We start from the raw sequence: 20189 nt of genomic DNA, 5'->3' as shown, positions 1-20189 counted from the left end.
CCATGCTTTAAAATTGCTATTTACTGCCCTTTAATTTAAGCTAATGAGAGCTTAATTGTCGCTTAGACCTGAGCGATTTCAGTCAATAACCAAAAGCAAACATAGTAAGAGGATGGACAAATGATTGCAGAATTAGGAAGTATTTTTCAAGAACGAGGCAGTGACTTACTCGCGGCCAGCTGGGAGCACCTGAGCTTGTCCCTAACCGCCTTATTAATCGCTCTTATCATTGGGATACCTTTAGCTATTGGTCTTCGCACCCAGCCCCGAATCGCTGAGGGGGCTCTGCAGGTCACCAGTGTTTTACAAACCATTCCTTCATTAGCGCTGTTAGGGCTTTTAATTCCCTTAGTTGGGATTGGGACGGTGCCAGCCTTAATCGCCTTAGTTGTTTATGCTCTCCTGCCGATTTTTCAAAATACCTATGTGGGCCTCACAGTGATTGATGCTTCTATCGAAGAGGCGGCGGTGGCCTTTGGTATGTCACCCCTGCGACGCTTATTAAAGGTGGAGATACCGATTGCCTTACCCGTCATTGTATCTGGCATCCGCCAAGCCCTGGTTTTAATTATTGGAACGGCTACCCTAGCGGCCCTGATCGGTGGCGGGGGCTTGGGAACTTTTATCCTCTTGGGAATTGACCGTAACCAACCCCTCTTAACCTTAGTGGGGGCTATCGCTTCAGCCCTCTTAGCTTTGACCTTTTCCGCCTTGATTAAGTTCTTGCAGAATAAGAGTCCTCTGGTGGTGGTAACTAGTCTCTTGGGACTGTTTCTTGTGATTGGAGGGGTCAATCTTTACCAAAATGTTCAATCCCCTGATCAAAAAGTGGTGATCGCAGGAAAATTAGGCAGTGAGCCGGATATCTTGATCAACATGTACCAAGAGCTCATTCAAGCTGAAGATGATCAGTTTCAAGTAGAATTGAAGCCCAATTTTGGCAAGACCAGTTTTCTCTTTGAGGCCCTTGACCACCAAGAAGTGGATGTCTATCCTGAATTTTCTGGTACCATCCTTGGCAGCCTCTTGGAAAATCCGCCGGCTAATCATTCAGGGCAGCTTTCTAAGGAAGAAACCTATGACTTGGCTAAACAGGGCTTGGAAGAAGAATACCAACTCACCTTATTAGAGCCTATGGCCTATGAAAATACCTATGCGATTCTGATGCGCCGCGACCAAGCCCAAGCCATGGGGATTAAGAAAATTTCCGATTTAAAGCCCTATGCGGATAAGTTAAGGGCGGGCTTCACCTTAGAATTTATCGACCGTGAAGACGGTTACCAAGGCATCCAAGCCCTCTACCAATTGCACTTTGGCCAAGTCTCCAGTATGGAACCAGCCTTACGTTACCAGGCTATTGCCCAGGGGGAGGTCGACCTGGTGGATGGTTACTCAACTGATAGTGAAATCAAAGCCTACGACCTGGTGGCTTTAGAGGATGACTTGGGTCTCTTTCCCCACTACCAAGGGGCACCCATGCTAAGAGTCGACTATGCCAAGGACCATCCCCAAGTGGTAGCAGCCCTGAACCGCTTAGCCGGTATAATTACGGAGGAAGAAATGATTCAAATGAACTACCAGGTCAGTCAAGAAGGGCAGTCAGCCCAAGAGGTCGCCCATCAGTTCTTGCTTGACAAAGGCTTGATTGGAGGTGGCAAATAATGGAAGATTTTATCCGTTTTGACTCCGTGAGCAAGGTCTACCAAGATAAGTTAGTGGTTGACCACTTAGACCTAGCCATTTCTAGCGGGGAATTCTTTGTCCTAGTAGGTCCATCAGGGAGTGGGAAAACCACCAGCTTAAAGATGATTAACGGTTTAGTCCCCCCAGAATCAGGCAGGGTTTACTTTAAGGGGCGAGATATCCGTTCCTATAACTTAAATAAAATGCGCTGGCAAATGGGTTATGTCCTGCAAGATATTGCTCTCTTTCCCACCATGACTGTTGAAGAGAATATCGAAACTATCCCAGAAATGATCGGTATAACTAAAAAGAAACGGCAGGCCAGGACTAGTGAGCTCCTCGACCAGGTCGGCTTAGATCCCGATAAATATAGCCAACGTTATCCCCACGAACTCTCTGGGGGTGAACAACAGCGGGTGGGGATCTGCCGGGCCATAGCTGCTAAACCGCCTTTAATTCTTATGGATGAGCCTTTTTCCGCCTTAGACCCACTTTCTAGGGAGTCCCTCCAGGAACTTTTACTGGACCTCCACCACAAAATCCAAACCACCATTGTTTTTGTTACTCATGACATGGATGAGGCTTTGCGCTTGGGAGACCGGATCGCCATCATGCAAGCCGGGCGCTTAGTCCAGGTTGATAGCCCTAGAAATATCAAAGCCAAGCCAGCCAATGAATTTGTCCGCCACTTTTTTAAACAGGGGAGTTTAGTGACAGAAGAACCGACTTCAGTCGCCTCACTCTTACAGGCTTTGCCAGCGAAAAAAGGAGAAGCGGTTGGAGTAATGGCTAAAGACCTGCCCCAGGTCGATAGCCAAGCCTCGCTGACTGACCTCTACCAGATTCTGGCTCAAGAGGAAGCGGTGCTTATTAGTCATAAGGGGAAAAGTCTTGGTCGCTTAAGTCGCTCGGAGGTCTTTACTTATCTGGCTGAAGAGAAAAAATAATCGATAAAATTTAAGCCAAAAATTGTCCTAACCCTTAGCCACTGAAATTGGCCAAGGGCTTTTTTATAACTTTTTTCTGAATTATTGTTACTATATAAGTGGATATTGTTATAGAAAGGAAGTTGTTATATGACAGAAACACGATTATTGGACCAAGAAACCATTAAGAACATGTTGACCATGGACAAGGTGAATGAAATTGTCGAAAAAACCTTTCAAGAGGTAGGGGAACGTCGGGTGAAGAACCCAACCAAGGTCACCTTAGACCTAGGGAACAATAGTGATTGGCCTGAATATGAAGGGTATATGAATGCGATGCCCGCTTATATCGGTGGCTTAGATGTTGCCGGTTTAAAATGGGTCGGTGGTTTCGATGGCAAACGGAAAGAAGCCGGCTATCCTTACATTAATGGGCTCATTCTCTTAATCGATCCTCAATTAGGGACCTTTAAAGCAGTGATGGATGGGACCTTAATTACTAACCTCAGAACTGGTGCTCAAACGGCTGTTGCCATTAAGTACCTAGGTTTTGAGAAAGGGTCTGACCTTAACTTAGCCCTCTTCGGTACCGGGATGCAAGCTTCTATGCAACTCCATGCCATTGCTGACTGGTTTAATATTAAACACGTTAACCTCTGGCACTACCATGACAAAGGGGTTAAGGAATTTATCGCTGAACATGAAGACTTAGTGAATGGCGATATTGACTATGTGACTGATGTCAAGGAAGCCTGTGACGCTGACATCGTGATCACAGCAACCAAATCACAAGAAGCCTTACTCGACTACCAAGACGTTTCTGGTGACACGATCATTATTCCAATTGGATCCGGTCATGAAATCGGTAACCACCTGATTAACTATTCTGACCACATTGTTGTCGACCACATTGGCCAAGCCCTACACCGTGGCGCTTTAGCGGATGCAGCAACTAAGTCAATTATTGATGAAGACGATATTGATGCAACCATTGGTCAATTAGCTTCTGGACGTTTAAGCTTACCAGGCCTACGTAAGGGAATTACAATCTGTGTACCAATTGGTATCGGTGCGCTAGATATTGCCATTGCTGGTCAATTAGCCAAAGAAGCAGAAGCTGAAAATATCGGCTCCACCTTCTCCTTCAACCCTTATTAATAATAAGTCAACAAAAAGGCTGCGACAGTTCCCTTTCAGGTCAAAAAATGACTAAAGGGAGGGCTGCGCAGCCTTTCTTTTTTATTAATCTTTAAGGTTGAGAGTCATGTTGCGGAAGTTTTTATTATCGGTTTCCTTTTCCATGAAGAGTTGGGCGTTAGACTCCTGGTAGTGGCGGGCGAAGTCATAGTCATTGAGCCAAGACCGGATATCTTTGGCTTGGACAAAATAGGGCATGCGGTGGTGGACTTCCTGAGCCAGCGGATTAGCTGCTTGGGTCATGAGCACGGCCCGGGGGTGGCTTTGATCTGATCTTGGACTTTGATAACAGCCACCCACATAGAGAATATCATTACTGGAAAAACGGTAGCGTTCTTTGTACTTGGTCCACTCATAGTAACTAGACATGGGGAAGAGGCAGCGACGATAGTGAAAATCAGCTTGAAAAGTTGCCTTATCCGTGATACTTTCCGAACGGGCGTTGATCAATAATTGTCCCTTATTAAAACCTGCATAACCCCACTCCATGCCACGGGCATGAACTGACTGGTCCGGGTTGGCGCTCAGGGTGAGAACAACCTGGCCAGGGTAGAGGGTACCAGTTTGGATGTCGGGATCATTGGCCCGTTGGTAGAAGTGATTGAGTAAGGCTTCTTCCTGATTAAATTCATAACGACCGCACATGTTGATTTCTCCTTAATGATTATTTTAAATCAAGTAGCTCGAATTTATTGCGATTTTCAGATAACTGTAGGTTTTTACTAAGGAATGAATAAACTTCTTCAGTAGACAAGGCCTAAGTCGATTGCAAAACTTTACCATATAGTATATAAGGAGGTTTTTGGATGAACAAGCAAAACTCATTGATTGAACAACAATTGAACCACCGCACCATTCGTGAATTTACAGAAGACCAGATTAGTGACCAAGTGATTTCGCAATTAGAAGAGGTAGCGATCCATACCGCAACTTCAACTGGGATGCAGTATGCTAGCGTTATCCGGGTCAAAGATCCTGAAAAGAAAGCGCAAATTGCTGAAGTATGTAATCAAGACTATGTTGCCCGGGCGCCTGAGCTATGGATTTTTATCGTTGACTTGTATCGCAATACTCAAATTGCCAAGGAACATGACGCAGATACGGTGTCTTCTAAGCAATTAGAACGTTTCTTACAAGGTTATAGTGATGCTGTTTTGATGGCGCAAAACGTAAATAATGCTGTGGAATCCTTAGATATGGGAGCAGTCTTTTTGGGGAGCATTCAAAATAACATGGGGGCCATGATTGATATTCTACAGCTTCCCGAATTAACGGCACCTGTTTTAGGACTGGCCTTTGGTCATCCTAACCAAGAACCACAATTGAAGCCTCGGATCCCTAAGGAAATGCGAATCTTTGAAGATACCTACCATTATCCAGACAATGCTAAGGAAATCATGGATGCCTATGACCAAGAGATGACCACTTACTATGACTTACGTGACTCTAATCGTCGGGTTGACTCCTTCTATGAACAAGTCGTGAAAAAATCCAACCTCCGGCAAAGTCGACGGGAAGAATTAATCGAAGACCTACGCAAACAAGGCTTCAACGTCCAACCCATTGAGTAAAGAGTGCGACAGTCATAATAGAGGATGAAACCATTGGAGAAAACTGTCATAAGCTCAGCTAGTCTGAGCGTTGGCAGTTTTTGAAATGGACGTTCGTCCTGTGACTGGAGCACGTTTAAAGAGAGTGCGACAGTCACAAGAAGAAGAGAGCACCCCATCGCTGGGGTGCTCTTTTTTACGTCATGAAATATCAATCCTCATCAGTAGTGAACTGGTCTTTGAATACATTCCAGGGCTCTTTACTGAGGGGTGGGGTACTGGTAAAAGTCATTGTTTCTTTTTTGGTGGGATGGATGAGGCTTAAGTGCTGGGCCCAGAGCGCGATTTGTTGGCCCTTGTGACTATATTTTTGACCGTATTTTTGGTCGCCCCAGAGTGGGTGCTCGCGGCTTTGAAATTGCACGCGAATTTGGTGGGACCGTCCGGTGTGGAGGCGGACTCTGACCAGAGCGACTTGCTTCCTTTGCTCCAGTAATTGGTAGTCAAGGACAGCCTTTTTACCGCGCTTGTCGGCCTTATTAACCACGCTGACTTTGTTCTTTTGGCGGTTCTTATAAAGATAATCAGTCCAGGTTTCTTGATTTTTTAGAGTCAAATTTTGGTCTTGAACCACAGCTAGGTAGTCGCGCTTGACCTTATGCCTTCTAAAATCATCCGATAAGCGGCTAGCGGCCTTGGAGGTCTTTCCAAAGGCCATCACCCCACCCACTGGACGGTCCAGGCGGTGGAGCAGGGCCAAGTAGACATTACCTGGTTTATGGTCCCTTTCCTTAATAAATGCTTTGAGCGCTGACAGTAGGTCTAGGTCACCACTAGCATCTTCTTGGACCGGCATATTGATTGGTTTCTCCACAATAAGCAGGTGGTTGTCTTCGTAAATAATGGGAATCGGCATGATCTCTTCCTTTCCTTGCTAGTCAATTACCAGTATATACTAGATTGGCTTTTAATTCATAGAATAGAAAAGGCCAAAAAGAAAGAATTTTCTGAAAATTTACCGCTTCAAAGTCAAAAAGTGTGGTATAGTATGTAACAATAAATGAAAGGAGTGATTGGATGTCACGTCATGTAGCAGTTTTTGGAATGGGAAATGTTGGGTCTACTGTTGCCCATCAATTAATCCTTAATGGCCATGTTGATGAATTGACTCTATTTGATACCAATGAAGCAAAGGTGAAGGCAGATGCCTTAGACTTTGAAGATGCTATGAGTAACTTAAACCACAGCGTCAAAATCAATGTCAATGATCAAGCAGCCCTCAAATCAGCAGAAGTTATTGTTTCTGCTTTAGGGAACATTGGCTTAATTGGTGGCGACAACCCTGACCGCTTCGGTGAGTTAAAACATAACCGTGAACAAGTGAAAAAAGTTGGCCAAACGATTAAAGAATCAGGCTTTTCTGGGGTCTTAGTGGTCATTACTAACCCTAATGACGCGATTTGTAACTTGTACCAAGAAGTTACCGGTCTAGCCAAGGAAAAGGTTATCGGAACCGGGACCTTGTTAGATTCTGCACGTTTACAACGGGCTGTGGGTAAATTATTTGATGTTCATCCTAAATCAGTCCAAGGTTACAGTTTAGGGGAACACGGGGACTCCCAATTTGTGGCTTGGTCAACCGTTAAAGTCATGGGCCAAAGCATTTATAAGCTATTAGAAAAAGTCGACTTCAGCTTAGAAGACGTCGACCAAGAAACCCGTGATGGCGGTTATGTGGTCTTCTCAGGTAAGAAATATACCAACTATGGGATTACAGCAGCTGCTGACCGCTTAGTTGATGCGGTTCTTTCTGATAGTCATGAAGAATTACCTGTTTCTAACTACCGTGAAGAATATGGCACCTATCTTTCATACCCAGCCATCGTTGGTAAAGCAGGGATTGTTAAACAAAGTCAATTAGACTTAACTGAAGAAGAGCTTGCCAAATTACAAAATTCCGCTGACACCATCAAAGAAAAATCTAAAGTCGAAGATTAATAATAGAGTGTGACAAGCGCGTTAGAGAGCAAGACCGCTGGAAGAAAATGACGAAAAAATTCTCACAGAGAATTTGTCGTCATTTTCTGAAGCGGACGCTTGCTCTGCGCTTGGAGCAGGTTTTAATAGAGTGTGACAAGCGCATTCATTCTTACAAAGAGGCTAGGACATGTGTTCCTGCCTCTCTTTTTTACCCTCTAAAGAAAGCGCTTCCCTTGATTTTTAACCCCCTTCTTGACATACTGCAAGTAGAAAATTGTAGTGGTTGATAAGAATATGGAGGGATTAAGATGAAGGAGACTTTTAAAGCTGTTGTTGTGCGTAGCGATGGCGATGAAACCTCTTATGCTTTAGAAGATTACCAATTGGGAGACCAGCCGGTGGATGAGGGCGATACGATTGTCAAACTGGCTTATTCATCGATGAATTATAAGGATATGCTAGCTACCCAGCACCAGGGCGGCGTGATTCGTTCCTATCCCCTCATTCCCGGCATCGATGCTAGTGGGAAAATCATTGAGACCAGTCACCCTGAGGCCAAGATAGGAGAAAAAGTGATTAATACGTGTTCAGCAGCGGGAGTGACCCATAACGGTGGTTATAGCCAATACCTCAAAGTGCCCTATGAGTGGTTGGTAAGTCTGCCAGAGGGACTAAGTGAAAAAGAAGCCATGATCTATGGGACAGCTGGACTAACCGCTGCTTATTCGGTCGATAGTCTGCTCAAACACGGTATGGACCTTGACCAGCAGCCTGAAATTCTGGTCACTGGCGCTAGTGGTGGGGTAGGAAGTATCGCCCTAGCCATTCTGAATAAGTTAGGTTTCAAAAACATTAGTGCCTTGATAAGGAAGGATTACCAAGAGGCATTAGTTAAACGATTAGGAGCTGATCAGGTGATCTGGCCAGAAGATTTAGAGGGGGATAAGCCCCTGAATAAGCGCCGCTTTGACTTTGTTTTAGATACTGTCGGTGGTCAGGTTGCTGCTCAGGCCATGACTTTTATTAGCGAGTGGGGATCGATGACCCTGTGTGGGAATGCAGGAGGCAGTAAGTTGGAGACGACCGTCCTTCCTTTAATCCTTAGGGGGGTGAACTTGCTAGGGATTAACAGCACAGAACTTGATATCAATTACCGGCAGGAATTATGGAATAAACTCGCCACTGACTGGAAGGTGGTTGACCGTTTATCTTATGACAGTGTGGGCTTAGACCAAATTGAAGAAACAGTTGAAGCCTTAAAGGCCGGTAAGCATATGGGGCGAACCATTATCGACCTACAAAACTTTTAGGAAATGGCTGAGCCAGCCTTGACCAGCTTTTGATAATAAACTTTCAAAAAACGTGAAAATAGAGTAGGATGGAAGTGTAACGATTAAATTAATGGAGGTTATGCTATGAAGAAAAAATTTACTAATGCAGTAATTTATAAGCAAGCAGATGCCAATGAATTCTTGGTTGAAGATGGTAAATTTACTGCTTTTGGTAAGGATTTAGGTGAAGCAGATGAAGTCATTGACTTAGGGGGTAAATTAGTTATCCCACCTTATGTTGATTCTCACCTGCACTTAGACTACTATTTCACCGGCAAAGCCGATAACTCTGAAAATGCGACCGGGACCTTATACGAAGGGATTGCTCGCTGGTCTCACATTAAATTAGGTCAAAGCAAAAAAGAAGCTAAGGAACGTATGTACCAAGCAGTCCGCGACGTCATGGCATATGGTACCCAATATATTCGGGCGCAAACGGACTGTACCGATCCTGAATTAAAAAATATCGAAGCCATGTTGGAAGTCCGTGATGAATTAAAAGATAAGGTCACGATCCAAGTGGTTGCCTTCCCTCAAGAAGGGGTCTTTGCCTATAAGGACGGCAATGGTCAAGGCCTAGAATTGATGGAAGAAGCCTTAAAAATGGGGGCCGATGTTTTAGGTGGGATTCCTCACTTTGAATGGTCGCGAGAATTAGGTGAAAAATCCATCCACAAAATTGTGGAATTAGCCATGAAATATGACAAGTTGATTGACGTTCACTGTGACGAAACCGATGACCCTGAGTCCCGCTTCGTTCAGTTACTCAATGCCTTAGTCTTAACAGAAGGTTATGGTCCAAGAACCACGGCTAGTCATACCTGTTCACTAGGTTCAGCAGATGACGCTTACTTCTTCCGCCTCATGCAACTCTTCCAACAATCGAAGATGAACTTCACCTCCCAACCAACGGAAAATATGTACCTACAAGGTCGGTCAGACTCCTATCCAAAACGTCGTGGCTTGACCCGGGTAGCGGAATTCTTCCACAATGACATTAATGTTTCCTTTGGTCAAGATTCTATTGTCGACCCTTGGTACCCAGCAGGTAATGGGAATATGATGAATATCTTAGATAATGGGATCCATGCTGCGCAAATCATGTCTGACGAAGACTTTGAACGGGTCTTGGATTTAATTACCTATAATGGGGCTAAAACCCTTCACATCGAAGACCAATATGGCCTAGCAGCTGATAAACCAGCCAACTTCATCGTTCTAGATGCGCCAAGTCCATTCGAAGCGGTCCGTAACCGGGTAGAATGCCTGGCTTCAGTTCGCAACGGCGAATATCTCTTCAAGAAGAAACCGCGTGAATATGAAATTGGCTTAGACATTTAATGATCATCAGACTAAAAAAGCAGGCGCTCTTAAAACTGGGCGTCTGCTTTTTCTTTGGCTTTTATTGATAATCCTTAAAGTAAGAAGTGGTATCTTGTTGGTTTAATTGACGGAGGTCCTGGCGGGTTGCTTGAGGTAAAGAGCCGCCATAGTCCATAAATTCAACTAAGTCCTTAAAGGCTCCTTGGGGGATGGCGAGGTCAGCTAAGTCTTCAGGGTGGAGACTGATATCGATAGCATCTTCCTGCCCTTGGGCCAATTTAGTCACGAAGTCAGGTTCAGTGACAAATACAGAAGATAGCCCCACCATATCCGCATGTTCTAGGGCAGCTAAGGCCTTATCAGGCGAATTAATTCCTCCAGTAGCAATGACAGGTACCCGGCCATTGACATGATCTTTAACCACTTGGTTGACATACTCGCCTTTATGCTTGTCGCTACGAACTTTTTCTAGGTAGATGTCGTGGCCCCAGCTAGCAATGGCATAGTATTGGATGTCGGCAACATCTAGGAGACGGTCAAAATAGTCATTAAATTCATCAACGCTATAGCCAACTTTATTGCCTCGGGTTTCTTCTGGGGTGCCACGAAAGCCCAAGATAAAGTTCTTTGCCCCGGATTCATCAATCGCCTCTTGGATGGCTTGGGTGGCCTCAACCCCAAAGCGGGACCGGTTTTCTAGACTTTGGGGGCCATAATGGTCCTCTCTTTGGTTAGAGAAGGGAGAGAAGAATTGTTGGGGCAATAACCGTTGGGCGTTAGAAATTTCTACCCCATCAAAACCGGCTTCAATGGCCCGTCTGGTGGCTTCTTTATATTGTTGGATGACATGGTCAATTTTACGCTGACTCATGGATAAGACGTCATGTTCGACTGGACTCTTGAGATGCATGTAGCTAGGTCCGTAAACCACATGGTAGTCTTTTAGGGTAGCCTTAGCGAAACGTCCAGCATGGGTTAATTGGAGGATGGCCTTAGCCCCGTCCCTTTTCATGGCCTTGGCCAGTTGACTGAGTCCCTCAATAAAACGGTCATCGCGGACACTGGGGCCAAATTCAAACAATTGGGCATAGTCTTCAATATAGGCTGCCGTGGTGACCTGTAAGGGAGCAGACTGGCTACGTCTTTTGGCGTAATTGATGTCTTCATCGGTTACAAAGCCTTCTCGAGTCGACGAGTTAGTCGTCAAGGGGTTCAAAGAAAAGCGGTTAGCCAATTCAATCCCATTGGGCAAGGTCAGTGGCTGGAATAAGGCTTGGTATTTAGGGTTCATTGCTTGCTTCATAATAACCTCCTAATGATTTTATTAATTATATTCTATGGCTTTTAGCTTAAAATGCCAAGTCAAGCTAAGTGTGAATCTTCTCTAGGGTCCAGTGAATGTTCTTAGCCATGCCGTGTTATACTATAAGTGAATGAAATAAAGGAGGTCTATCGGGTGAAAGTAAGTGTTTTAGATTATGCAGTGATTGATGAAGGCGAAAAAGCCAGCCAGGCCTTAGCCCATACGATTCAGTTAGCTCAAAAGGCGGAAGCCTTGGGTTACCAGCGCTTTTGGATGGCTGAACACCATAATGTTCCTGCCTTTGCCAGTTCTAGTCCTGAAGTCATTATGATGCAGTTGCTTAACCATACCCAACATATTCGGATTGGGTCGGGAGGCATTATGTTGCCCCATTACAGCCCCTACAAGGTGGTGGAAAACTTTAAGGTGATGGAAGCTTATTTCCCAGGGCGGATTGACTTAGGAGTGGGCAATAACATGGGGACACCAATCGTCAGGAAGGCACTGGAACGGGCTAGTGACAAGATACCTTCTTACGAAGCAGACTTAAGACAAGTCTATAACTATCTCACCCAAAGCGAGGATGAGCAAACGAAGATTCTAGCCAATCCTCAAGTGGAAGACTTACCGGCAATGTGGCTCTTATCCACTAGTGTTCGCCGGGCCAAGTGGGCCGCTGAAGCAGGCTGTGCCTATGTCTATGGCATCTTCCCCTATGCCAGAGAAGATGCTCTTGAAGTGGGACGCCAAGCCATTGCCACTTACCGCAAGCACTTTAAAGCCTCACAATTATTACAGGAACCTAAGGCCATGTTTTCAGCCTTTGTAGCGACTGCTGACCAAGAAGAAGAGGCGGAAGACTTGACCCGGTCGCTAGATTTATGGCTTTTAGGTCAAGATCAGTTTTCTTACTACCAACGGATGCCGTCCATCAAAACGGCCAAAGCAACTGAAATCACCAGTCAGATGGCAGAAAAAATTAAGAGCAACCGCACTCGGATGCTCCATGGTAAGGCCAGTCAAGTAGCCAGTCAGCTGAAGGACTGGATCAATTACTTAGATGCTGACGAAGCTCTGATTATGCCCCTGGTTCCAGGAATTGACAAGCGAATGCAAACACTTGAACTTCTGGCTCACTATTTGGAGAACAAGTAGGACTAGGAACAAAAATACTTTCTTATAATCGTAAAACATCTTTATTAAGTACAAAATATTTGTCGCTTTGTCTAAAGTTTAAAGGGAAAGTTCATATTATTTTAAAATATTATTAAAGGTTGATATAATTAAGGTAATAAAAATAGTAATATTTTGTATTAGGAGGAGATTATAATGGATTTCTTACATACTTTATTAGATCCAATTATCGCAGCAGTTCCTAATATCCTAGGGACTATTCTCTTAATCCTTATTGCCTGGATTATTGCGGTAATTGTACGTAAATTGATTGTCAAAGGCCTGCGTACCATTCACGCTGACCGCACTTTCCAAAAATGGGGAGTGGCCAAGAATGAATCAGATGCCAAGGGTGTTATTAAAACAGTAGCCAGTGTCGGTTATTACTTGGTTTTTGTATTCTTCTTACCGGCGATCTTAAATGGGTTAAATATCGGTGGCGTTCTCGAACCAATCACCAATATGTTCGATAAGTTCTTTGCTTTCATTCCAAATATTATTGGTTCTGGCCTTATCTTGGTGTTGGCTTTCTACCTCTGCGGATTTGTTCGCGACTTGGTACAAGGCCTGCTCGAAAAGGTTGACATCGATGGCTGGATGAATAAGCTGGTTAACAAATCGGAAGGTGCTGTTGGTGAAACGGTTAAAGACCAAGTGGATGCTGCACCAAGTGGTAATAAATTAGCCAAAGTTGGCGCAACCATTGTTTATGTTTTACTCTTCATCCCACTATTAACCGCTGCTTTAGAAGTTTTAGGTATTGAATCGATTAGCCGTCCAATTATTAATGTCTTAAATATGATGTTAGCGGCTATTCCAAATATCTTGGTAGCAGCGATCTTAATTGCTGTGGGTGGCCTAGTTTCTAAGTTAGTTGGCGACTTGATCGAAAACTTACTGGAAGCAGCTAATATCAATAAATATACCAAGTATCTCAATGCTAGTGGCGATGTCAATGTGAAATTATCAGCGATTGTTGCCAACATCGTTAAAGCAGTTATTGTAATCTTCTTCTTTGTTGAAGCTCTAAATGTCCTTCAATTAGAAGTCTTAAATACTATTGGTGCTGCAATTATTGCTTACCTACCATTAGTATTATCCGCTGTGATCATTCTGATCTTAGGAGTTGTTGGTGGAAATCTCTTATCCCAATTCCTCAAAGAATCAACCGGATCCAATATATTAGCTAATATTGTTCAATATGGTTTAATTGCTCTGGCTATCTTCATGGCTCTTGACCAATTACAATTTGCTCAAACCATTGTTAATACTGGTTTCATGTTCATTGTTGGTGGAGCAGCAGTTGCCTTTGCCTTAGCCTTTGGTTTAGGTGGACGTGACTTTGCTAAGAAGCAATTAGAACACCTTGATCGTAAATTACATGAGGGTGAAGAAGACAAGAAGGACCAAGATGGTGACCACTCTCAATTCTAAAAATAAGCGATAAATAAAGTGAGACTGTGGCTTTTGTCACAGTCTTTTTTTCTGTCCTTGAAAGGGGAGTTTAACTTTTTCACTTAATAAAAACGATGTTCTCTACAAAGAAAATTAGTATTTATCTAATCACTTAAAAGAGATTTAAATTTTTGGGTCTCCCTCACTTCTGTGCTAGAATAGTTAAGGATAAGTTGGGCAAGTGATTTGCTCTAACGATAAATTTAAATAAAAAGGAGAATGAAGAATGACAAAACGTGGAAATTACTTATTTGTAGAACAAAATGGCGATCTTTATACGGTATCCATGACTCCTGAACTACAAGATGATATCGGTACGGTGGGTTATGCGGAATTTGCCCAAGAAGACCAAGTCGAAAAAGATGCCGCCTTGTTAAATATTGAAGCATCAAAAACCGTGATGGAAATTCAATCCCCTCTCAAGGGAACCGTGGTTGAACGCCATACTGAAGTGGTTGACCAACCTTCCTTATTGAATTCTGCTAAAAGCGAAGAAAACTGGATTGTTCGCTTAAAAGATGTCGACCCAGCTGAATTTGACGCTTTAGAAGAAGCTTAGGGTGATATTGAATGATTCTGTGCTAGAAGCTCGTCCTTTTAGCATAGGATTTTTTTATTGGGGGGAGTATCTTGACAGCAAAAGAATTGCTAAGGCAAATGATTGATTACCTAGAAGCCGAGCGAAGTAATAAATATTATCTCAGAAGGAAGGTTGAAGATAGACCTGACTATGGGGATTATTCCATGCATGACAAGTGGCGGGCTCTGATTAATACCCGCCCCGCCTGGCCCATTCAAGAGGATTATCTGGACTTAGAAGATGAGTATTTAAAGCGTTGGCGTGACCAGGAAGGGACCGTTAGTCTGGACCAATTAGTACCAGCCTTAGACCGGATTTATCTCTGGCAAGGGGATATCTGCCGCTTAGCAGTTGATGGGATTGTCAATGCAGCGAATTCCTTTCTATTAGGGTGTTTTATCCCTAACCATAAGTGCATTGATAATACCATCCAAACCCGCGCCGGTGTCCGTTTGCGGCTAGCATTGAACGATATCATGGAAGACCAGGGCCACAATGAGCCGGTTGGCAAGGTCAAGACAACATCGGCTTACCACTTGCCGGCTAAGTATATCCTCCATACCGTGGGCCCCAGAATTGAATCTGACCGGGTCAGTCCCATCCGTCAAAACCTCCTCAAGCAGTCCTATCTTTCTTGTTTAAAAAAGGCTGATCGACTGGGATTGACGAGCTTAGCCTTCCCATGTATTTCTACGGGTGAGTTCCACTTTCCTAATGATCTCGCTGCTCAAATTGCTTTCAATACAGTGAGAGACTATTTAAAAGAAAGCGGGTCGTCCTTACAAGTTATATTCAATGTTTATTTGGACCAAGACCTTCATTTATATCAGGACTTAATTGACAGACTAGAAGGGGAAGAGTAGATGAGTGATAAAGAAACCATTTGGCAAGCATTAAGCCAAAATTATAGTAATGAATCAGACCTTCTGCGGGGGTTAATGGAAGAAGCCCAGGCCATCCTGGTGGGGATCGGTGCTGGTATGTCAGCTGCTGACGGCTTTACCTATGTGGGTGAGCGTTTTGAACAGGCCTTTCCTGACTTTATTGAAAAGTTTAATTTGTTTGATATGCTGCAAGCATCACTTTACGATTACCCCAGTTTGGAAGAATATTGGGCTTTTGCCAGTCGCTTTGCCATTATGAATGGGATTGAACAAAAACCTGGTAAGGCCTACCAACATTTTAATCAATACCTTCAAGGCAAAAATTACTTTATTATTACCACCAATGCTGATAACGCCTTTCCTAAGGCTGGCTATGATATGGATAAGGTGCACTACTACCAAGGGAAGTATGTTCTCATGCAGTGTAAAAAGCATTGCCAGCCAGTGACCTACCGCGATGACGCCTTGCTCTACCGCATGGCTAAGGAACAAGAAAATATGCGGATTCCTAGTGAACTTGTTCCTTATTGCCCAAATTGTGGCGCCCCTTTGGAGTTAAATAAACGGACAGCAGAAAATGGCATGGTAGAGGATAAGGACTGGCAGCTTCACCAAGCAGCTTATGAAGACTTTGTTAAGAAAAATCAATACGACAAGATACTTTATTTAGAAATTGGTGTGGGAAATACCACTCCACAATTTATTCGCCAACCCTTCCAAGCTTGGACCAAGGAAAATCCCAAAGCCCTTTATGTGATGATGAACCAAAAGCCTTACCATATTCCACCATCCATTAAAGACCAAAGCTTGCGCTTGACTGACGATATTCAACAAACATTATGTGGACTTTAAAAGGATAAGTGATAGAAAATGTATTTAATTGATTTAAAACGTGATGGTCAACGGATTTATGATGGGGCCTTGGCCTTGGCGGCTCAAGTCTATGCCCAAAGTCATATTTTCTTGGATGAGGACATTCTCTTTCCTTATATGTGTGACCCTAAAGTAGAAATTGGTAAGTACCAAAATGCCCGGGCAGAGGTCAACCAAGACTATATCGACCAAGAAAATATTCAAGTGGTCCGCCGCGATACTGGTGGTGGAGCAGTTTACTGTGACCGTGGCGCCATCAATGTCTGCTTCTTAGCTGACCATAAATCCAATGATTTATTTGGTAATTTTGAAAAAATGTACCAACCAGGTATCAAGGCCCTAGAGGACATGGGGGTCGAAGGTTTACACACCAAGGGTCGTAATGACATGTACCTAGGTGATAAGAAGGTGTCTGGCGCTGCCATGACCTTAGTTGGTGACCGGGTCTATGGTGGTTTCTCCCTTCTCTTTGATATTGATGCTGAAGCCATGGTGAAGGCCTTAAACCCTAACCAAAAGAAAATTATTTCTAAGGGGATTAAGTCGGTCAAGAGTCGGGTAGCACCAATTCGCCCAGCCCTGGCCCCAGAATTCCGCGATATGTCTATGGATGAGCTCTTTGAAGCCTTAGTTTGCCGACTCTTTGGTGTAGAAGACTTCGGACAAATTAAGCAATATGAATTAACCGAGGAAGATTGGCAAGGGATTGACCAATTAGTCAAGGAAAAATATAAGAATTGGGATTGGAACTATGGCAAGGCTCCGCAATACACCTACAACCTTGATGACCACTTCGACCAAGTAGGAACGGTAGAAATTTCTATTGAGGTTGAGGACGGCAAGATTAGCCAATGCAAGATCTGGGGCGACTTCTTTGGCCAAGTCGATATTGCTGAATTAGAAAAGCAATTAATTGGTGTGAAGATGCGTCGAGACGACCTATTAAAGGCACTGGAAGAGGTCCAACTCGAGGACTATATCAGTCACATGACGCCTGAACTACTCGTCGACCTTATTCTCTCTTAATAAATTAAAAGCGATTTTCTCAAAGCTTTATCAAATGATTGATAAGCAAAAGTGAGAAAATCGCTTTTTTTAGTGGTTGAGAATGGTCTCGATTTCAGCTAGGGAAGAAACAAAGTGGATTTGGTCTAATTCTTCTTGGGGCATGAAGGCTTCGGAGACCATGGTCTTGAGGAGAGAGTGGAGGACGTCATAGAAGTGGTCCACATTGTAAATGATGATGGGGGTCTGCTTCTTAGCCAGGCGTTTCCAGACCAAACTGTCGAAGAGTTCTTCCATGGTTCCTAAGCCCCCGGGAAAGACAATCATGGCGTCGGCTAATTCCATCAGTTTTTCTTTGCGTTGATTCATGGTATCAACGACCTCTAAGTGATGGATATCGTAATTGGCGACTTCGGCCTCTACTAGGACTAGGGGAATAATTCCAATGACTTGGCTTCCGCTCTGGCTGGCAGCAGTGGCAATGGTCCCCATTAAACCAGTCCGACCACCGCCATAGACCAACTGGTGATTGTTCTGGCCAATCCATTCGCCTAATTGCCAGATCAGGTGTTCATAGCGTTCATTGATTCCTAAATTGGACCCACAGTAAACCGTAATTTTCATGATTAATCTCCTTTTTTATCGATGAGAATAAGTGCTTTAACCAGTATAACTAAAGCCAGGCCTAATGTAAAAAAGTGTGAATTGTCTAATTAATTCACAATTGTATATTTTATTTAAATCATTTAAAAAGAACCGCTAAAAATCGCTTGACAAAGGCTTTTGCCTCTTTTAAAATTATCCATGTGAATAAGTAATCTATGAGAAATAGATTAATAATGTGAAGGTTCACACTTATGAAAGGATGAAAGTGATGACTAAGATTTATATGTATGGTGTCAGCGAACAAGAAGAAGATCTCGCTAAAAAATGGGGCGAAGACAACAATGTTGAATTAACCCTTGACGCAGATATTCTTTCTGAAGCAACTGTTGACCGTTGTGAAGGCTACGATGGGGTATCTACCTACCAATATACTCCTCTAGAAGACAGCGTTTACCCAGTTTTAAAGAGCTTTGGTATTAAGAACATTGCTCAACGTATGGCTGGTTTCGACCCTTACAACCTTGAATTAGCTGCTGAAAATGACGTGATCATTTCTAATGTGCCAGCTTATTCACCAGAATCCATTGCTGAATACACTCTAGCACAAGCCTTAAACGCTATCCGTAAATTATATACCGTTAGAGATCATTCTAACCACCATGATTTCAGAGAATCTCTCTATATCCGTGGCCAACGTTTAGGGACTAAGACCGTTGCTATCTTAGGTACTGGCCGTATTGGTCAAGCAACTGCTCGTCTTTTCAAAGGCTTCGGCTGCAAGATCCTTGGTTACGACCTCTATCCAAATGATAAATTAGGGGACTTATTGGAATACCGTGACACACCAGAAGAATGTGTGAAAGAAGCCGACATTATTTCTCTTCACTTACCTTCAACTGATGATACCTATCATTTATTTAACGCTGACTTACTCAAACAATGTAAGGAAGGCGCTGTGATTATCAATGCTGGTCGTGGGGCTTTAATTGACACTGATGCTTTACTTGACGCTCTTGATGCAGGTCATTTACAAGCTGCTATGTTAGACACCTACGAAAACGAATTCGACTATGTCAAACATGACTGGTCACATAAGGGGATTGTTGACCAAACCTTCTTACGTTTATTACACCACCCAGCAGTATCCTACACCCCACATATTGCCTACTATACTGATGAATCCGTTCAAAACATGGTCTTCCATGCCTTGAATGCTACAAAATCAGTGATTGAAACTGGCGATACTGAATTACGTGTTAACTAATCATTAATAGATAAAATATAGAGAAAATAAAAAGGCTAGCCCTAGCTGTTAAAGCTATGTGGCTAGTCTTTTTTTGCTTTATCAAATAGTGGAGAGGGAAAGCCTTCTGTCTTATTTGACTTTAATCCTTTGACCAGGCATAAGCACAGGCCGAGTCATGCCGTTTAAGGCCGTGAGCTCGTCTACGGTCATGCCGTGGTCCTGGGCGATGCGGTAGAGGCTATCGCCGGCTTGGACTTGATAACTTTGGCCAGCTTGAACCTGGCTCTCTTCTGACTTAGAAGACTGGGAGGGATACTCACTGCCAGGATTTGAGCTATCAGTATCAATGGACTCTTGTGGCAGCTTGGAATCCGTCATTTTTTCTTCCTCTGAGCGCTTGATTCTTGTTGCCCTTCTTGGGTAACGAGCTCGTTTAGACTCATACTGGGCGATTTTTTCGTCGAGAATAGCTGGGTCCTGGTCTTTAGTGGTCAAGGCCTGGTCGGCTGGCTCCTTTTCCTCTGGCCCGTGATAAACAGAGACATCGTCTTGGTCAATCTCCCAGTTATCGGCTTGGTAGTGGTCTTGGCCAGCTAGTTGTGAGGATTGTGCCTTGAGACCTAAAAGGTTATCACTAGCTGCCCCCTGATAACTGGGGCTTGCTAGGAAGAAGACCAGCCCTAAGAGTCCAAGGACCACTCCCCATTGGAGGGGGAGGGCTAGTTTATGCCAAAAGCTTTTAAGTGGATTTAAGCTAGGCTGGAGTTGGCTATTGACCTTTTCTTGGACTTGGCGCTTGAACGGACTGCCTTGATCCTTGTTTTGGCTATTTCCTTGGGGCAGGACTCGGTCAATTCTTCGAAAGAGCGGTAGCAGGATGCGGGTCAAGTGATCAATGAGATAATAAACGAGGCGGGCCAGCATCTTAATGAGGGATTTGAGGGTGGCTAGGATTTCCTGGACCAACTTGTGCCAGGAAAAACTGGGCCCTTGTGAATCTGACATAGGCTTTCCTTTCTTCATTTAAGCAGGTTTTCTCTAGTTTAAACATTTTATGGTGAACATGCAAGCTAG

General features: G+C 43.8%; 19 protein-coding genes. 14 read left to right on the top strand and 5 right to left on the bottom strand.

Annotated elements, in window-relative coordinates:
* Positions 1–120: 120 nt before the first annotated feature.
* The 3 genes from DBT49_RS07500 to DBT49_RS07490 all read left to right on the top strand — a co-directional run bounded on the left by DBT49_RS07500 (position 121) and on the right by DBT49_RS07490 (position 3767).
* On the top strand, positions 121–1662 hold the full coding sequence (locus DBT49_RS07500; protein WP_111872416.1) for an ABC transporter permease/substrate-binding protein: 1542 nt from the start codon (positions 121–123) through the stop codon (positions 1660–1662).
* Complete coding sequence (locus DBT49_RS07495) at positions 1662–2630, top strand: ABC transporter ATP-binding protein (protein WP_070559714.1); 969 nt, start codon at positions 1662–1664, stop codon at positions 2628–2630. The genes DBT49_RS07500 and DBT49_RS07495 overlap by 1 nt, the downstream gene beginning before the upstream one ends.
* Positions 2631–2759: 129 nt before the next feature.
* Positions 2760–3767: an ornithine cyclodeaminase family protein gene (locus tag DBT49_RS07490; protein WP_070559716.1), complete on the top strand. Its 1008-nt coding sequence runs from the start codon at positions 2760–2762 to the stop codon at positions 3765–3767.
* 84 nt (positions 3768–3851) lie between these two features.
* Here the strand turns inward: DBT49_RS07490 and DBT49_RS07485 are convergent, their stop codons facing one another.
* Positions 3852–4451 carry an SOS response-associated peptidase gene (locus DBT49_RS07485; RefSeq protein WP_101560576.1) on the bottom strand — a complete coding sequence of 200 codons (600 nt, stop codon included), beginning with the start codon at positions 4449–4451 and terminating at the stop codon, positions 3852–3854.
* 161 nt (positions 4452–4612) lie between these two features.
* Between DBT49_RS07485 and DBT49_RS07480 the strand changes: the two genes are divergently transcribed.
* A complete protein-coding gene (locus DBT49_RS07480; RefSeq protein ID WP_070559719.1) occupies positions 4613–5377 on the top strand; it encodes an NADPH-dependent oxidoreductase in 765 nt (254 codons plus the stop codon).
* A gap of 190 nt (positions 5378–5567) precedes the next feature.
* On the opposite strand, the gene DBT49_RS07475 is transcribed toward DBT49_RS07480, so the two are convergent.
* Entirely contained in the window at positions 5568–6272 is a 705-nt protein-coding gene (locus DBT49_RS07475; RefSeq protein WP_070559721.1) for an RluA family pseudouridine synthase, read from the bottom strand.
* Positions 6273–6433: 161 nt separating this feature from the next.
* Between DBT49_RS07475 and DBT49_RS07470 the strand changes: the two genes are divergently transcribed.
* From DBT49_RS07470 to DBT49_RS07460, 3 genes are all read left to right on the top strand, one after another.
* Positions 6434–7354, top strand: a complete 921-nt coding sequence (locus DBT49_RS07470; RefSeq protein WP_013670067.1) for an L-lactate dehydrogenase — start codon at positions 6434–6436, stop codon at positions 7352–7354.
* A gap of 290 nt (positions 7355–7644) precedes the next feature.
* Positions 7645–8646, top strand: coding sequence for a YhdH/YhfP family quinone oxidoreductase (locus DBT49_RS07465; RefSeq protein WP_070559722.1), 1002 nt, complete (start codon positions 7645–7647; stop codon positions 8644–8646).
* A 105-nt stretch (positions 8647–8751) separates the two neighbouring features.
* The gene (locus tag DBT49_RS07460) at positions 8752–10008 is read left to right on the top strand and encodes an amidohydrolase family protein (RefSeq protein ID WP_070559724.1); all 1257 of its coding nucleotides are present in this window, start codon (positions 8752–8754) and stop codon (positions 10006–10008) included.
* A 61-nt stretch (positions 10009–10069) separates the two neighbouring features.
* Here the strand turns inward: DBT49_RS07460 and DBT49_RS07455 are convergent, their stop codons facing one another.
* On the bottom strand, positions 10070–11281 hold the full coding sequence (locus DBT49_RS07455; RefSeq protein ID WP_371653027.1) for an NADH-dependent flavin oxidoreductase: 1212 nt from the start codon (positions 11279–11281) through the stop codon (positions 10070–10072).
* A gap of 165 nt (positions 11282–11446) precedes the next feature.
* Here DBT49_RS07455 and DBT49_RS07450 point away from each other — a divergent pair, with 165 nt between their 5' ends.
* The 6 genes from DBT49_RS07450 (at position 11447) to DBT49_RS07425 (ending at position 17284) form a co-directional block, all read left to right on the top strand.
* Entirely contained in the window at positions 11447–12448 is a 1002-nt protein-coding gene (locus tag DBT49_RS07450; RefSeq protein ID WP_070559728.1) for an LLM class flavin-dependent oxidoreductase, read from the top strand.
* Positions 12449–12622: 174 nt separating this feature from the next.
* Positions 12623–13900: a mechanosensitive ion channel gene (locus DBT49_RS07445; RefSeq protein ID WP_111872415.1), complete on the top strand. Its 1278-nt coding sequence runs from the start codon at positions 12623–12625 to the stop codon at positions 13898–13900.
* Positions 13901–14147: 247 nt separating this feature from the next.
* Entirely contained in the window at positions 14148–14480 is a 333-nt protein-coding gene (locus DBT49_RS07440; RefSeq protein ID WP_060778637.1) for a glycine cleavage system protein H, read from the top strand.
* Positions 14481–14551: 71 nt separating this feature from the next.
* Positions 14552–15364 (top strand): protein-ADP-ribose hydrolase, encoded by an 813-nt coding sequence (locus tag DBT49_RS07435; protein ID WP_083300492.1) that lies wholly within the window; start codon positions 14552–14554, stop codon positions 15362–15364.
* On the top strand, positions 15365–16237 hold the full coding sequence (locus DBT49_RS07430) for an SIR2 family NAD-dependent protein deacylase (RefSeq protein ID WP_070559732.1): 873 nt from the start codon (positions 15365–15367) through the stop codon (positions 16235–16237).
* Between the two features lie 18 nt (positions 16238–16255).
* The gene (locus DBT49_RS07425) at positions 16256–17284 is read left to right on the top strand and encodes a lipoate--protein ligase (RefSeq protein WP_111872414.1); all 1029 of its coding nucleotides are present in this window, start codon (positions 16256–16258) and stop codon (positions 17282–17284) included.
* A 69-nt stretch (positions 17285–17353) separates the two neighbouring features.
* On the opposite strand, the gene DBT49_RS07420 is transcribed toward DBT49_RS07425, so the two are convergent.
* On the bottom strand, positions 17354–17887 hold the full coding sequence (locus DBT49_RS07420; RefSeq protein WP_070559735.1) for an LOG family protein: 534 nt from the start codon (positions 17885–17887) through the stop codon (positions 17354–17356).
* A gap of 250 nt (positions 17888–18137) precedes the next feature.
* Between DBT49_RS07420 and DBT49_RS07415 the strand changes: the two genes are divergently transcribed.
* A complete protein-coding gene (locus DBT49_RS07415; protein WP_013669562.1) occupies positions 18138–19133 on the top strand; it encodes a D-2-hydroxyacid dehydrogenase in 996 nt (331 codons plus the stop codon).
* A 111-nt stretch (positions 19134–19244) separates the two neighbouring features.
* On the opposite strand, the gene DBT49_RS07410 is transcribed toward DBT49_RS07415, so the two are convergent.
* On the bottom strand, positions 19245–20120 hold the full coding sequence (locus DBT49_RS07410) for a LysM peptidoglycan-binding domain-containing protein (RefSeq protein WP_070559737.1): 876 nt from the start codon (positions 20118–20120) through the stop codon (positions 19245–19247).
* Between the last annotated feature and the right edge of the window lie 69 nt (positions 20121–20189).

It is taken from the genome of Aerococcus mictus (assembly GCF_003286595.3).
Taxonomy (GTDB): domain Bacteria; phylum Bacillota; class Bacilli; order Lactobacillales; family Aerococcaceae; genus Aerococcus; species Aerococcus mictus.
Note: the sequence above shows the minus strand (reverse complement) of the source record. Positions and strands in the feature narration are given on the sequence as shown.